The organism is Streptococcus suis (assembly GCF_016775005.1).
GTDB lineage: Bacteria > Bacillota > Bacilli > Lactobacillales > Streptococcaceae > Streptococcus > Streptococcus suivaginalis.
In genome coordinates, this window is record NZ_JAEUXI010000004.1 from 225,872 (window position 1) to 240,767 (window position 14,896).

Annotated in this window: 15 protein-coding genes; 1 reads left to right on the forward strand and 14 read right to left on the reverse strand. The window is 36.0% G+C overall.

Going from position 1 to position 14,896, the window contains the following annotated elements:
• Window positions 1-513: an SAG1386/EF1546 family surface-associated protein gene (locus JNG37_RS06125; RefSeq protein ID WP_158455221.1), complete on the reverse strand. Its 513-nt coding sequence runs from the start codon at window positions 511-513 to the stop codon at window positions 1-3.
• Between the two features lie 46 nt (window positions 514-559).
• On the opposite strand from JNG37_RS06125, the gene JNG37_RS06130 reads away from it, so the two are divergent.
• Window positions 560-757, forward strand: coding sequence for a ferredoxin (locus tag JNG37_RS06130; protein WP_158455223.1), 198 nt, complete (start codon window positions 560-562; stop codon window positions 755-757).
• Here the strand turns inward: JNG37_RS06130 and JNG37_RS06135 are convergent.
• The 13 genes from JNG37_RS06135 to JNG37_RS06195 all read right to left on the reverse strand — a co-directional run bounded on the left by JNG37_RS06135 (window position 746) and on the right by JNG37_RS06195 (window position 14,896).
• Window positions 746-1,234, reverse strand: coding sequence for an EbsA family protein (locus JNG37_RS06135; protein ID WP_158455225.1), 489 nt, complete (start codon window positions 1,232-1,234; stop codon window positions 746-748). The genes JNG37_RS06130 and JNG37_RS06135 overlap by 12 nt on opposite strands.
• A 1,333-nt stretch (window positions 1,235-2,567) precedes the next feature.
• Complete coding sequence (locus JNG37_RS06140) at window positions 2,568-3,713, reverse strand: glycosyltransferase family 4 protein (RefSeq protein WP_158455227.1); 1,146 nt, start codon at window positions 3,711-3,713, stop codon at window positions 2,568-2,570.
• The gene (locus JNG37_RS06145; protein WP_158455229.1) at window positions 3,706-4,536 is read right to left on the reverse strand and encodes a glycosyltransferase; all 831 of its coding nucleotides are present in this window, start codon (window positions 4,534-4,536) and stop codon (window positions 3,706-3,708) included. The genes JNG37_RS06140 and JNG37_RS06145 overlap by 8 nt, the downstream gene beginning before the upstream one ends.
• Complete coding sequence (locus JNG37_RS06150; RefSeq protein ID WP_158455231.1) at window positions 4,533-5,945, reverse strand: oligosaccharide flippase family protein; 1,413 nt, start codon at window positions 5,943-5,945, stop codon at window positions 4,533-4,535. Before JNG37_RS06150 ends, JNG37_RS06145 begins: the two co-directional genes overlap by 4 nt.
• Before the next feature lie 2 nt (window positions 5,946-5,947).
• Window positions 5,948-7,300 (reverse strand): DUF2142 domain-containing protein, encoded by a 1,353-nt coding sequence (locus JNG37_RS06155; protein ID WP_158455233.1) that lies wholly within the window; start codon window positions 7,298-7,300, stop codon window positions 5,948-5,950.
• A gap of 12 nt (window positions 7,301-7,312) precedes the next feature.
• Window positions 7,313-8,251, reverse strand: a complete 939-nt coding sequence (locus tag JNG37_RS06160) for a glycosyltransferase (protein WP_158455235.1) — start codon at window positions 8,249-8,251, stop codon at window positions 7,313-7,315.
• 6 nt (window positions 8,252-8,257) lie between these two features.
• Window positions 8,258-9,202, reverse strand: a complete 945-nt coding sequence (locus JNG37_RS06165) for a glycosyltransferase (RefSeq protein ID WP_158455237.1) — start codon at window positions 9,200-9,202, stop codon at window positions 8,258-8,260.
• A 2-nt stretch (window positions 9,203-9,204) separates the two neighbouring features.
• A complete protein-coding gene (locus JNG37_RS06170) occupies window positions 9,205-10,263 on the reverse strand; it encodes an NAD-dependent epimerase/dehydratase family protein (protein ID WP_158455239.1) in 1,059 nt (352 codons plus the stop codon).
• Window positions 10,264-10,986: an IspD/TarI family cytidylyltransferase gene (locus tag JNG37_RS06175; RefSeq protein ID WP_158455241.1), complete on the reverse strand. Its 723-nt coding sequence runs from the start codon at window positions 10,984-10,986 to the stop codon at window positions 10,264-10,266.
• Window positions 10,987-10,988: 2 nt separating this feature from the next.
• Window positions 10,989-11,810, reverse strand: a complete 822-nt coding sequence (locus tag JNG37_RS06180; protein ID WP_158455243.1) for a LicD family protein — start codon at window positions 11,808-11,810, stop codon at window positions 10,989-10,991.
• A 19-nt stretch (window positions 11,811-11,829) separates the two neighbouring features.
• Window positions 11,830-12,795 carry a glycosyltransferase gene (locus JNG37_RS06185; RefSeq protein ID WP_158455245.1) on the reverse strand — a complete coding sequence of 322 codons (966 nt, stop codon included), beginning with the start codon at window positions 12,793-12,795 and terminating at the stop codon, window positions 11,830-11,832.
• Between the two features lie 3 nt (window positions 12,796-12,798).
• On the reverse strand, window positions 12,799-14,550 hold the full coding sequence (locus tag JNG37_RS06190) for a hypothetical protein (protein WP_158455247.1): 1,752 nt from the start codon (window positions 14,548-14,550) through the stop codon (window positions 12,799-12,801).
• Window positions 14,540-14,896 (reverse strand): DUF2304 domain-containing protein, encoded by a 357-nt coding sequence (locus JNG37_RS06195; RefSeq protein WP_158455249.1) that lies wholly within the window; start codon window positions 14,894-14,896, stop codon window positions 14,540-14,542. Before JNG37_RS06195 ends, JNG37_RS06190 begins: the two co-directional genes overlap by 11 nt.

The window sequence follows — 14,896 nt, forward strand, 5'->3', positions numbered from 1 at the left end:
TTATTTGATCCGAACAACATCACCCGGATGAGCTAGCCAAGAACCAGTGGTCATCTTTTCAGGGTTCAAACTTTCTAACTGGGCAATCGAGATACCTGCACGTGCTGCAATAGATCCTACACCTTCGCCAGCTTGAACAGTCAATGTCGAACCATCTCCTGTATCTGTCAAAGTCGAGCTACTTGATGAAGCAGTTGTTTCCATGCTAGAAACTTCAGTCGACTCTTCTGTACTCGTACTTGATTCTATCGAAGTTGATGAAGAGCTGGACTCAGTTGTAGAACTTACTACTGCGCTACTTGCACTTGCATTATAAAATCCTTCTGTTGAGTTTGTATTGCTACCACCCATCGACAAATACAAGGCAGTGATTATAATGGCCAATACGATAATCGCGAAAATGACGGCTAAAATTGTAAAAATCTTCGAACTAGAATAGCCCTTCATCACGCGACTCTTACGACTGGTTTCAGTTGCTTCATAAATTTCTTCATTCCATGGTTCTTGAGACATAATGCTTCTCCTTGTCTTTTTTATTATAAATCGTTAAAATATAGGTATGAAAATTCAATTAATTCCAGAAAAATGTATCGCTTGCGGCCTCTGCCAAACCATCTCAAATGAATTTGACTACGACGATGACGGAATTGTCCTTTTAGCATCCGCCCCAGCATCCCTAGAAAAAGAATTTCCAAACCAAGCAGAATTATTACTTGCAGCCAAATCCTGTCCAACCAAAGCCATTTTAGCGGACTGATTTGGCTTTTTCTGAATAATACACTTCAAAATAGTCTTGTTTTTTCAAATGGTCAACCAACTCCACTTCCCCCCGGAAGTGAGTATGACGGGCCAAATCATTAATAAAATATTTCTTGGGCCATTTTCGCATACAGAAAGACAAGCCCGACGGATAATCACTAGAGTAGAGCGTGATCGAAAGAACCGATACCTCTACTTTTTCTATACTAGCAATCGCAATACGACTTTTCCGAAAAGTATTTGCAGAAGCAATTCTCAAATCTCCCTCTTCCAAGACGAAATAGCGATGAAAACCCACTCCAAACAAAACGATAAATATCAAGAAGAGGATAAAAATCACATTTGGAATCCGAGCTTTTTCATACAAAAGCGACAACCCAATAAATACTGGCGCCACAGCCATTGACCAATAAATCACAGCCCAGGCCAACTCCGGCTGCCAATGGTAGCGAACCTTACCAAAGATTTTAATCATAGTACCACCTTCATATTATTTTAGCATAAAAAGAAATATTTTCATACGAAAAATTCAGTCTTTTTATAGAACAATTGGATTTTTGGTAGAAAAAACTTTCTAAAGCATTCCTTCCCTCATAAAATTAATAACTTCAAATACCACTTTTGTACAGTTTACCAAATAAAAGCAATAGCCGCACAACAGAATTTTTTGAAAAATTTCCATATTTGTTATTTGTTGCTTTTTGAGAGTAAAAAACTCCCTCGCTAATATACTCACATTAGAAAAACTCCTATGGAGATAACACGAGAATCAAGGAGGTGAGTCTTGAACTTATTAATTGAAAAGCGAAGATTCTATCCAAAATTTCCTCAGAATTAGAGACAAAGAATCACCATTGATGAATATAGCATGAGCACTCATTCACTTGGATTACATTGACTATCACCTAGAATCCGCTAGCTTCGCGCTACTTATTCTCCTCCAAAAGCATCTATTCAAATGTAAAGAATGAAGAAAAATAAATTTAATTGTACAAGGTTTCAACTCCCTAGATATCATCAATCTCCCTGATAGAAGAGCCAAATTAATTAGCTGAAACCACTCTCTAAACCCTACTAAAAAGGTAAGAAATAGAGCAAAGTCAGAATTTTGCACCTACTACAAATTGGATAAATAACCATCACCTAACACTAAAGTTATTCTACACCGTTTCCACATCGTGTAGAATCTCAGTCACGTTAACCGTATTCGGATCAAAATCTTGAATCAATTCGATAAAAATCTCACGAATATAACACTTAAACTTTAATACAATGGGATTGCCACAAGCACAGTAATAGACAATTTTATCGTTCTATGTTGCGAGTGCACTTGAAATCCTAGAAAATCTCTACTCCTCTTCAGATGAGTTTCAATAGTATTAAGAACGTTGCCAGTTACACTTATTTCATTACCAAGAAAAGAAATCAAAACACTTCTTTTCCATCATCGAACAGAAAATGACCTTGGTTAATTCTATATTTCAGAAGATATTTAAGACATTTCTATCTATGGGATAAAGACAAGATTTAAAACTCCATTGAATTCCCTAATATCAACACAAAATTATATGCTACTAACAGCCTTATCAAAGTCTTTAAACACAATGCCTATAGTTTCAGTAAATTCCAAAAGTGTAAAAAACGGATTTTGATTGCCCCAACTATTAAAAAGAGAAGACCAAATGGGTCCTCTCAAAATGTTAAGTTTTGCTTATCTAATTACAGTTGATAGAGAGCGTTAATTGACTTTGGAATGTTTTTTCAATATACTTCATTATTTGGTTATTCCAGAACATCTTTTTATTCCTTCATCGCATACCTTTCAATATACTCTCCACGTGCTTAGCTGTTTGTGTCCAAGTAAAATTCTCTAAAATCCGTTTATGGATATTAACTTGTAAAGCTAGCCTTTTAGTCTCATCAGTTACCAAATCCTTCAAAGCCTCTGCTAAAGATTGCACATTTTCTTCAATGATAACTCCCAAATCATCGCAATTGATGACTTCGATAGTTCCACCCCTATCAGTAGCAATTATGGCAGAACTTAACATACCAGCTTCTAGGATAGAAGTCGGTAATCCTTCTGGATACATTGACGGATAGACAAAAATATCCGTCTGCGCCATCAAAGACATAGTGTCCTTAAAATCACATTTCCCAAGAAAACGAATACGGTCTGATTCATATTGTGCTATCAACTCCTCAAACAAGGGACCGTCTCCAGCGATATTCAACTTAACTGTATCCGGAAACTGATTAAGTTCGAAAGCTTCCAAAAGAACTTCTATTCCTTTTTCTTTAAGCAAGCGTCCAGCATAAGTGACAAAAATTTCATCCTCAGACTTGTCCAGCAAATAACTTTCTGAAAAATTAAGAGCAAGGTCAGCTGACACCGAATTATAAATCACCCCTTCAGCTTCTATCCCAAAATGCATCAACCATTGAGTAGAGCGCTCTGAAACTGCATAAAAATACTTGGTCAATTGTTTCACATAGGCAGTTAGCACATGCTCATAGATAGCACCAAAGAAATCAAGAAAACGGTTATTTACCGTAAAATGACTCGATCCATGTTCAATGACTAAGCTAGGAATACCGCTCTTTTTAGCAAAACGAAGTCCCGCAAGAGTTGTGAGGTGAAATCGGGTATTGCAGATAACATAGTCAATCTCTTCCTCTGACAAAGCAGTCATCAACTGGCGATAGGTAGCGTTAATATCTAAAATAGGATAACGTTGCTTGAAAAGTTTCTTAACAGGTAGGCGATAAATCACACGGCCGTCAAGCATTTCCTCCCTGTCAGCTAAACTCTCATCATGCTTACTAGTCACCATGATGATGCGGTATCCCATCTTTGTCAGTTCCTCCGTCAACTTATCAGTATAACGCTCAATACCTCCTAAAAAAGGCAGATAGTACCCTGAAAAAAAAACAATTGTTTTTTGGTTAGACATTTTTTTCAACCTTTACTTTTAAACCGTCAATCAAACCACGAACCATAGCTGACAATTTTTGCCATTTCTGATTTTCATAAAGAAAAATTTTAATAAACTCATCACGGCATTGAACTAAAAAAGATTTTGTTGTAGCATTTTTCCCATATTTTTTATATAAATAAACACTATTTCTAACGCGATAATATTTTCGAAGTGCAGAGTGATTAGAGGTATAGGCTGTTCTACCTAAGAAATTTATTTTCTTAGCTTCACCTATTTCATGGATAAATCCAATTTGATTGACCCTATAAACTTTATAACCAAGACGTTGAAACTCAAAGTTAATATCGTAATCCACCATATCAATAAACATCCATTCATCAAAACGCTTGGAGATTTCAAAAACTGACGTTTTCATCAAGGCAGCCGAGGTGATCACACATGAAACCTCCTCAAATTTATCACTATAGATTCTTGAATCTTCCTGATTCAAATCTCGATATAAACAGGATAATGTTCCTACTTGAGGTAAATCCAAATATGGCATATAAATCTGCATTAAATCATCATTAATAACCGTATCTTGATCCAAAGTCAAAAACCAATTGTAATGATTATCAATAGCATATTGACCGATAATATTTAAAGCAGCGGCAATCCCCTTGTTCGAGTGCAAAGGAATGACTTCCACTTCCGAAAAAGTAGTCTGGAGGAGTGATAGATTATCTGAACCATTATCGACAATAACTAATTTATCAACTTGAGAAATGACTGCTTCTACATTTTTTCTCAGACGCTCCATTTCAGGATTAAAGGTCACAATTCCTGCCAAAAATTTCATCGTTTAAAATCCTTTACTAACGTAATAACTGGTGCTTTTAATAGAAGCACCATACATATATAAATTGTAGCACCTAGAACCGCTTGTAAGGTATAGTGCAATAGATTGACAGACATATGACTATTCAAATAGTGAACAACACCCATTGTTACAAATGCGGATAGACTGTATTTCCACATACCATTTGTCAATTCTCTGAAACTAAAGACATCTCTGAGGGAATAAGCTTGATAACCAGACACAACTAACTCAGTGAGAACTGTTGAAATTACTGCACCCATGGCGCTCATTCTTGGAATCAAAATTATATTTAAAATAATATTTGTCACCAATCCTGCAACAGCCGAAATGGTATAGTCTTTAGTTCTCTTGGAAGCTAGGAGATATTGTGTCCCTAAAGCATTTCCGTAAGAAATGAGAATAATCATTAATGATTGAACTTGCATCAAAGAAGCAACAGGACCGTATTCATTACCAAAAAAGTACGTAGCAAAAGTCCCAGAAACAGCTACTAATCCTGCAATCAAGAGCATTGAAATCGCATTACTAAGGTCAATCAACTTCAGCAAAAGACTTCTGGCATCCTCTCTTTTATTTTCCGAAAAGAGTGCTGATAATCGAGGAAGAAAAACTCCACCAATAGAAGCTACCAAAGTGAACATAATTCTCACAATCTTATCTGACTGATCAAAATATCCTGCACTGACGACAGTATCCATCAAACCTAACATACTTTTATTGAGAGATAAATAAATTTGCATGGTAATTTGAGGCAAGAAAAGACCTAAGGTTGGTAGGAAGTGTCTCCATATATTGAGTTCCCTCGGCGGAAGCCATATAACCTCTGTCTTTAGATAAGGCCACACTGTTAAATTTCCTAGAACAGTAGAACCAGCAATTAAAGCCATGTAAATCCAGAGATCTTCTGCGGTCTTAACAAGTAAGAAAGTCAGAACCACTGTCGTTAGTCTAACAATTGTATTTCTAACAACAATTCTCTTGAAATCTTCCCGACCAGTGTAATACCAGGAAATATCCGTTGCAACAGATAAAAGATTAAGTCCTTGAATAAGAAAATAAAATTTCCATTTGTTACTAGCTATAACCAATACTAGAAACACCAGACTAGAGGCTGCAGTTGAGGCAAATTTTAGAAAAACCAATTCCCAAAAAACTCTGCTACGCTTCTCTCTATCTCTTTGAACATACGCAATTTCACGATTCCCATAAAGGCCAACTCCAAGCGCTGCAGCCAATGTAAAATAAGTAACTATGGATCCAGTATATGCATTGATTCCAATTCCTTCTGGAGATAGAACTCTTGCAACATAAGGTGTTGTAATCAGTGGCAATAATAATGCCAAAATTTGATATGAGGCATTATAAATTATATTTTTAACTAATTTCATACTTACCTCATTATAAGTCCAATGGTCGTATCAAAAATCAATAAGACATTTGAAACAATAACCAATAGGGTCACAAAGACCGGTACAACCTGACGTGCCGAACGATTTAATTGTGGCATCACAGCCGACCCCAACAACTGCAAGAGTAACAAGGTTGGTGTGAAATAGCGACCTTGAACTCCTTCAATATAACTCGTTCTAGCACCGTTATAGCCAAGCATTGTGTAATAAACACCTAAAACACCTATCGTAAAGAATAAAAAGGCAACATATCCTAGGTACTTAATTTTAACAAATTTTTGTTCTGAAAAAATAACAAGAAAAATCATTAAATACCAGACAGCTGATACCCAAATCGGTATATAGTTCTGGCTAGGATATGGAGCTGCTAACCAAGAGGTGATATCATTGGAAAGTAAATCAAGACCTGCATAATTGTAACCAAAAGTCATCAAATAGCGTTGAATAACGTAAAATAAACCGCCATGATTCCGTGTTAGAAAAATAGCCACAATAAAGCCTATTCCTAATACTGCCAAAGTTGAAAAAACAATATTTCGTTTACGAAAAACTATTTTTTGTCCTGACTGTATGATTTTCTGACGGATTTTATCAAACGATTCCGTAAAACTCAATTCTAAAATCGGCCACAAAGCAATTAGAAGCCAATAGTTCCATTTGGAAGCTGTAATAATAAAGAAACTGCCCAATAAAAATTTGTTGCGATTCTGACGAGTAATTCTCTGTTCAGCTATAGTATTGAAGACCACCATCAAGAGAAATGCAACCGCAACATATCCTGTAGAATCATAGGAAAGACTTGCAAAAGAGTTTAATGCCACAGGACTTAAGAAAATAGCAAAATAAATCAATTTCCCAAATTTGGCTTTTTTTATAATGAGACCTATTAGTATACTATTCACTATCACAGATAAAAGCCTAGCTACAGTAATCATAACTCCCATAGAAGGGTATATGTATTTACCGATAAGAAGTCCAATCCCCGGCACAAAGTGCCCCCAGAAAGTAAAGTCAAGATAGCTGTATCTAATGTCACGTGGCATATCGCTATCTTCTATAAAGACTGCTTTATTCAGGTAGTACTTTTCAAAACGCGTTCCATTTTTATAAGAACTCCCCTGTCTTGCCATACCAGAGTCAATCCTATACTCTCCGTATCTTGAAGTATCAATAATATTATTAACAACTTTCCCTGAAACTGCCAAATGATATTGTCCATCTGGTTCATTAAAAAAGGGCATGAAAAGGCTGAAAATGGTACCTATGGTCAAAGCCAAAACCAGATATGTTTTATGAATATGCTTTGGTTCAAAGACCTGCATCAATTTTTTCATTCTAACTCCATATTATTTTTTAAATAAGAAAATAGCATCGCGTAAGCGATTTGTCAGACTGTCGTAATAGTTTCCATCCGTCACCATCTGTGTTAAAGTTGCAAAAAATTTCTTCTGCTTTGCATTTGTCAAGCGTCTACGGTTAAAATCCAAATAGGCTTGTGCCCTGGATAAAGCTAAGCTTTTTTTTTCTTTTAGGACTGAGACAAGTACTTGATAATAACTTTTTACAATATGAAGCTCAGCGATATGTCTGTCATAATTACTATGTAGACCAAGAATATTTCCACTAGCATTTCCACCGTGACGAATATGAAGTCCAACCGGTTGATTCAGATTATAACCTGTTTCCAAAATCCCTGAGATACCAGCCATTAAATTATCATGTGAGGTTATCAACTCTTCGGTATAGTATTTAACAACAATATCAAGAAAAGTTTTTCGGAGACAAAAAGTCCAACCCTGACGGTAATTATGATAAGAAAAATCTTTTGGATATTGTGAAAGTTTGTTTTCCCTATCAACAAATTCAAAATTTTTAGGGACAGTTGCCTCTTGTCCAGTAATTTCAATATCAATATCTGAACTTAATAAGTCAATGTCTGCACGTTCTTCCATGACTGTAACTTGTCGTTCATTTTTGTCTAAATACCATATATCGTCCTGATCTGAGAAAAAAACATAGTCAACATCATAGACAACAATATCTAGCATCAACTGACGAAAATTTCGGCGCCAACCTAAATTGAAGTTATTTTTCTGAATTGACCAACCTGATAAATTATATCTCTGAATATAATTTTTTACCACTTCTACCGTGTCGTCTGTCGAACAATCGTCCCGCATTAAGACATAATCTGGAGCCAGAGTTTGCTTGCGTATTGAATCTAATTGTTTCTCAATAAACTGACTGCCATTATAGGTAGCCATCAAAACTGCTGTTTTTACCATAATTCCTTACTTTTTAAATGAAAAAATCAAGTCTCTCGCTACTGCATTCATATTTTCATAATATGATAAGTGAAAAATAACAAAGAAGAGATTTTCCATTACTTTATTAGAGTGCGCCACTTCATATCGCTCTTTGTAAAACTCACTAACTTCATTCAAAATCTTACTATTATCATGCCTGTAATAACTTGCTACTTGTGCAATAACTTCATAAAAGCGATAAAAAACATAAAGTCCATCTATGTGTTTCTGTTTTGAAGATTTAATCGTAAAGACATATTTCTTATTTCCGCTCGCATTGTTTTCATATCGAATATGGCTCCCAACTTTAACGTTCATGTTAGCCGCCCGATCAGTCATTGCTGCCGCAATTGAAGTCAGATTATCATGAGAAATCTGATCTCCCTCCTTCCAGGAGCTTACTACAATGTCAGAAAATATTTTCCGTAAACAGAATGTCCAACCCGGACGGTAAGTTCTATAGGTGAGAATATTAGGATAGGGTGATACCTGTTGCTGCTCATCAAATTGGAACTGATCTGGAACCGTTGCCCGATCGGAACGAACCTCTATATCAATATCTGCACTTAACAAATCAATATCTTGTCGCTCTTCCATGACTATAACTTGTCGTTCATTTTTGTCTAAATACCATATATCGTCTTGATCTGAGAAAAAGACATAGTCAACATCATAGGAAACAACATCTAACATCAACTGGCGAAAGTTTAGACGCCAACCTAAATTGCTGGCGTTCCTCTGTATTGACCAGCCAGATAAATTATATTTCTGGATATAATTTTTTACAACTTCTACCGTGTCGTCTGTCGAACAATCATCCCGCATTAGGACATAATCTGGAACCAGAGTTTGCTTGCGAATTGAATCTAATTGTTTCTCAATAAACTGACTGCCATTATAGGTAGCCATCAAAACTGCTGTTTTTACCATTTTTATTCCTCAAAACTTCGAACAGTCTTAATAAGTCCCACTTCAAGAGGAACTTGCTTTGTCCAACCCAAATTTTCAATTTTACCAGTATCCAAATGGCTATCCCCCATCTTGCTATAACCAGCACTCATTTCTTTTGGAATATTAAAAACAACTTTCATAGCTTTTTCTGGAAAAAGTTGAACTAAAAGCTGCGCTAGCTCACGTATCATAATAGGTCTATCTTCATTTGCTACATTATAGGCCTGTGTGAGCTCACCATTTAGCATGATCACAAAAAGTCCTGCCACAGCATCAGACAAATAACAAAATGCACGCTCAGCAGTACCATCACTTTTTAGAATAATATCTTCATTTTTGAGAACATTATTGATGAGATCGCTCATAATGCGACCATCATTAACCGTTTCCATGCCAGGACCGTACGAATGTGCAATTCGAGCCACAGTAAACGGCACCCCATACTGATCGTAATATGAACGAAGAAGAGTCTCAGCCATCCGCTTACTTTCTGGGTAACAAGCTCTACTTTCTAAAATATCAAAAGCACCATAGGCTTCCTCATTGATTGTTTCAGCAATCGGTTTTCCATAAATTTCACGAGTAGATAAAAATAAAAAATTCGTTAACTTTTTCTCCCGCGCAAAATTCAATAGATGAAGCGTTCCAATCGTATTAGCCTCAATGATGCCGACTGGATCATTGAGAATAAAGTGCGGACTGGCATTGCTAGCAGCATGTACAATATAATCAATCTCTGCCTCATAAACAAATTGTTTTGTAACATCATGTTCCAACAATTCAAAATAATCGTGACCTAACACATCAGCAAACCTCAACGTGGCCTTTTCAATATTTCGAGCTGTAGTAACAACCTTGGTTTGGCTATTTTTTTGTTCATTGAGTGCTACTAATGCGTAAATCATGTATGTTGCTAACATACTGTTAGCACCAGTAATAAGCACCGTTTTTCCTTTTAACTTATCCCAGGCAATCGCCTTATCGTCCAGAATTCGATTTATATCATCTTGAACAATCGTATTTTTATATGAAATCATCATTTACAACCCAAAAATTTGTGCGTTTTCTTTAGCATCATGAAGTGCTTTGAAGGTATAAAAATCGTCTGGAGTCGTGATTTTTATGTTCTCAAAAGGACCCTCAACAATTTTCAACTTGCGATTATACATTCCCATCAGAGTGCTTGAGTCAATCGCATTAGTAATTCCTTTAGTGATAGCATCGCGTTGCACATCAAGGATATCCTTTAAATAGAAACTCTGCGGTGCCTTTGCAATAAAAGAGCGCGTTCTATCAACTACTTCATCGATATTGTTGTCAGCATCAATTAAAACAACCGTTTCTTTTGCAGGTACAGAAGTAATTGCAGAGCCATATCCTTTCACTGTAGCGATATTATCAGAAATAGTCTGAGCATTAATAAGAGGACGCACACCATCATGAATAAGAACAATAGATTCTTCATCACCAACCATATTCTCAGCAGCCTCAAGACCATTGAAAATAGACATTTGGCCCGTTTCTCCACCTGAAACAACTGCTTTGACCTTTGTCAAAGAAAACTTGGTCACCAATCGCTCCATGTAATCCAACCAATCAGCCACACAAACCACTACAATGGCATCAATCTCAGGGTGATTTTCAAAAAGTTCAATAGTGTGAACAATAATTGGTTTGCCATGAACTTCTAAAAATTGCTTAGGCAAACCTTTTGATTGCATACGTGAGCCAACACCCCCGGCAAAAATAACACCAATATTCATGACTACTCCTTCCAATACCATGTATAATAATCGTGACTTTCACGTTTATTCTCTGGCGGCAATTCCATGTAGGAAGCTCCATAGAGCTGATTGAGGTACACTTTTTCATTTTTTATTTTACGAACAGTCAGATACTCAAAAATGATATCTTCATATGTATCAAAGATTTCAGCTGGGAAACATTCTTTCAATCGATAGCGTGAATCTGTGTACCCTCTGTATTTTGCGCTTGTTGCATTATAAGTTGACATCACTTTATCCACTTGCTCTGCTTTTTGCTTAGCTTTACCGTGATAAAGAGCAAAACGAGGCATACCTAAAATCAGGCGAGCAAAAGCGAAAAGATAGTTTGAACCGCTAGCAAAATTGGGAAAGGTCGTACACTTAAGATTCTCTGCTGCTGACCTTACTTTTTTGAAAAAGCGGTTGCGTTCTTCTTGACTATCTGGCAATTTATCAATTGGGAAGATATCAATAAATAATCCTGTCCATGGGTGAATACGGTCAGTCTTACTAATATAACAAGACTTGCTATGATAAAGCTTTGCAAAAGGCCAGAGATTACGCTCTGTCGAATGGTGTAGCAATTTAAAATCAGGATTATTATCTTCAGCGAGAACCTTCATTAGCCGTTCATAGTGACTACGTTCCAGCATTAAATCAATATCATCATCCCAAGGAATAAAACCTTTGTGACGCATAGCTCCAAGAAGACTCCCCCCACCAAGAGAATATTCTATCTGGTTGTCCCTAGCAACCAGATCAATGTATGATAGCATATCGAGTTGAATCTGACGCATTTCTGCTTGACTTATTTGACGCATGAATTTATTTTCGGATAGACTAGATTAGAGCGACAAGAATGTCAATCAACATCAACTTATTAAATCCGAATTCTCCTCTTTTTAGTTTTGTAAAGTGCAGACCTCTACGATGGATAAGAGCTTTGTACTCTTTCTCAATCCTTAAGTACATCTGTCTTGCATCTGTTTTGATACTAGAATTAGATGTGAGTTCTTGAATACTAGTTAGGACTGTCATTAGGTTTTCATAAAAAATCTTTGTTGTTTTTTTCTGATTTTTTGCTTGTTGAATAATACTTGGAGTCTTTTGAACACTTGTAGCATTACTTGAATGTTGACGATATTTAATTAATTGTCTATTAAGATAGTAAGTACTATTACGAGCAGATCCTAAAATAAACAAGCCCACATCATGCGCAATCGAATTATCTCGATGAGACTGCACTTTTAAAAATTCTTGACGAATGGTATCCGTAAACAAGAAGCAACACCCTAGAAAAGGATGATGTGAAAAATGAGCTGCCTGAGGAACCTTTTCAATCTCACCATCATTCTTAGAAATTCCTAATTTTTCATAAGAATCGTTCAAAATCTTTTTAACACCGACATCTGAAGTGTAATAATATTCGATGCGATGCATAAGCACCTCGATTTGAGGATTACTTTGCATGGTATCTAGCATGACTTGACACTTATTCAAGTTCCAAATATCATCCTGATCACATAGAAATACAAAGTCACTTGAAACAGCCTCCATTAGAGCTATAAAGGATTTTTTCCAGCCTATATTCTTACCAGAAATAATATTCCATAATAGTCTTGGATGCTTACCAGCATATTCGTTCAAAATTGCCAACGTATTATCACTTGACCCATCATCTCGAACGAGAAAAGTAACAGATACTTCTGGATTGTCTAGAATCGTTTGCTGGACAATACTATCTAGCTGTTCTTTCAAAAATTCTTGACCATTGTAAGTTGACATGGCAATGGTTACACGAATCATTTTCTATCCTTTCCTAATCACAAGGTAGGCAATAACAGCTACCACCAAAATTGTTACCACTATAAAAATCAATGCCATCCAGTATGGGTTGGGTAGCAAAGTTGCATTCTGACCTTCCTTGAGAATCTGTAATGCATTATACTCCATTTTTCCATAATCTAAATCAAGGATAAATCCATTAACCTGATAATCTCCAAACTGTGCTTTTGATTCACTATCCTTAGCTACTTTAAATAATTGAACATCAGTGGCCGTAGCATATCCCTCAGGTACTTTGGCTTGCTTTAAAAAATAGGTGTATTCACTAGATAGACCTCGCAATTTGAATAAGGCCTCATTACTCTTTGTTTGATTACTTTCATCATATGCCCAGATTTTTTCGTTAAATGGCAGAGCAGACTTGTAGCCATCCAAGTAAATAACTTGATTACCTGAAATAGTAAAATTCGACTCAGCCTCTACTAACCTCTCTTTTTCAAGTCCTGATTTCTCCCAGATTATCTGTTTTTCAGAATTGTAATTCAAAATATATACTTGACCTGATTTATCAAAGCGTCCAAGAATATACTCTGCGCCCGTCAACAGCTGGTGACTGTTCCCATCTGTCATAACAAAGTTAACGTTGTTACTATAAACTTGTGGAGTCAACAGATATTTTCCATCCGCTATGACATAAATACCTTGACGATTATTTTGATTTTCAACAACTAAATTCTTAGTAAACCTTTTTTCTTCCTCTGTATCGGATTGATAAATATCAATAAGATACGAAGCTGTAGATACAACATGTCCTGTAACTGTTATAAATTCATCAGATCTGCTATTAATATCAACCTTTATTTTTTTTATCGATTGTAACTTAGATAAGGCAGTTTCAAATTCTTGTTCATCAGTCTCAATGTATCGTTTTGAAAGTTTAAAAATCTCACCATCTAAGCTTACATTTTCAGGTAAAGGCTCAATATTCACCAATGTCCCATCCTGCCCCTTTTTTTCACGTACAAAATGAACTTCTTCAATAAATGGTGCATTGATCTCATCAATAATAAAATTTGGAGATACTTCGAGTTCAAGAGAGGAAATACTTTCTAACGGAATTTTATAAGTCACGCTTTCCCCAATATCAGCTGTATGATATCCATCAATTTCAGTTGCATCTACAGTGATATTCCCTTGGTCAATGAGCGTATTCCCTAAATGTACTGTCTCTTCTTTATCATCAAGTTTGATTACTTCAAAGCTATTATCATTTGAGTTTTGGAAAATCGTCCATCCTTGTTTAAGTTCTGCAATAGATAGCCCCTCCTCTGAAGTAAACCGGTATCGAGCATTTTCTGAAATATGAAGAGGAACTTGCATTTGAAACTCGTTAAGTACATTTAGAAAGGGCCGGTTGTCTCTATACAAAACTTCCAACACAGCCTTACTATCCTCTTCGGTGAGTTCAACTCCCTCTCCAAACACAAGTGTGTCTGATAATCGAATTATCTTCCCATTAACTTCATAAAGTTTTTTGAAATCGTCTACAGTATAGTGGTCAAGTTCATTATTCTCAAACGTACCAGATTGAATTTTTTCAAAGGCAATTTGATAATTCGTCGCCTGAATTTGAATACTATAAATAGGATTGTTATTATAATAGTAATAGGCACTAACTTGTGAAGTTTGATTTTGTACTTTGGCCTGTGCTGCTGGCATTGGTAAAAACAATCCCAAAATTAGAGCGATAAACGCCATTTTTTTCTTATTTACCATCTTTGTCTCGTTCATGTAATTCTTTTTTGAGGAGGGAAACTTCCTGTATTAAGGTTTTAATTTCTTGTTCCCGCTGAGCAGAATGAGTCGTATCACTAATTTCTAAGAAAAATAGAAAAACTAATGCAGAGAAGAGCAAAAAATTAATTGTAAATCCAAAGCCTATTTTGTGAGCAACGTAGGCAACACTTGTCGGAAAAATACTGATAAAGATGAGTATCAGACCAATCAAGAGCCACGGTAACGCTTTTTTTACTGAAAAGGAATGGCGATTGACCATTCGGACAATGAAAAACATCAGCAATACCGCTAGAACAATCATCTCTACTTGTAACAGTAAACTCAT

What these genes read in the sequence shown, in the direction of transcription:
- JNG37_RS06125 (WP_158455221.1), bottom strand. Translation starts at nt 513, where the DNA reads ATGTCTCAAGAACCATGGAATGAAGAAATTTATGAAGCAACTGAAACC.
- JNG37_RS06130 (WP_158455223.1), top strand. Translation starts at nt 560, where the DNA reads ATGAAAATTCAATTAATTCCAGAAAAATGTATCGCTTGCGGCCTCTGC.
- JNG37_RS06135 (WP_158455225.1), bottom strand. Translation starts at nt 1,234, where the DNA reads ATGATTAAAATCTTTGGTAAGGTTCGCTACCATTGGCAGCCGGAGTTG.
- JNG37_RS06140 (WP_158455227.1), bottom strand. Translation starts at nt 3,713, where the DNA reads ATGTCTAACCAAAAAACAATTGTTTTTTTTTCAGGGTACTATCTGCCT.
- JNG37_RS06145 (WP_158455229.1), bottom strand. Translation starts at nt 4,536, where the DNA reads ATGAAATTTTTGGCAGGAATTGTGACCTTTAATCCTGAAATGGAGCGT.
- JNG37_RS06150 (WP_158455231.1), bottom strand. Translation starts at nt 5,945, where the DNA reads ATGAAATTAGTTAAAAATATAATTTATAATGCCTCATATCAAATTTTG.
- JNG37_RS06155 (WP_158455233.1), bottom strand. Translation starts at nt 7,300, where the DNA reads ATGAAAAAATTGATGCAGGTCTTTGAACCAAAGCATATTCATAAAACA.
- JNG37_RS06160 (WP_158455235.1), bottom strand. Translation starts at nt 8,251, where the DNA reads ATGGTAAAAACAGCAGTTTTGATGGCTACCTATAATGGCAGTCAGTTT.
- JNG37_RS06165 (WP_158455237.1), bottom strand. Translation starts at nt 9,202, where the DNA reads ATGGTAAAAACAGCAGTTTTGATGGCTACCTATAATGGCAGTCAGTTT.
- JNG37_RS06170 (WP_158455239.1), bottom strand. Translation starts at nt 10,263, where the DNA reads ATGATGATTTCATATAAAAATACGATTGTTCAAGATGATATAAATCGA.
- JNG37_RS06175 (WP_158455241.1), bottom strand. Translation starts at nt 10,986, where the DNA reads ATGAATATTGGTGTTATTTTTGCCGGGGGTGTTGGCTCACGTATGCAA.
- JNG37_RS06180 (WP_158455243.1), bottom strand. Translation starts at nt 11,810, where the DNA reads ATGCGTCAAATAAGTCAAGCAGAAATGCGTCAGATTCAACTCGATATG.
- JNG37_RS06185 (WP_158455245.1), bottom strand. Translation starts at nt 12,795, where the DNA reads ATGATTCGTGTAACCATTGCCATGTCAACTTACAATGGTCAAGAATTT.
- JNG37_RS06190 (WP_158455247.1), bottom strand. Translation starts at nt 14,550, where the DNA reads ATGGTAAATAAGAAAAAAATGGCGTTTATCGCTCTAATTTTGGGATTG.
- JNG37_RS06195 (WP_158455249.1), bottom strand. Translation starts at nt 14,896, where the DNA reads ATGAGTTTACTGTTACAAGTAGAGATGATTGTTCTAGCGGTATTGCTG.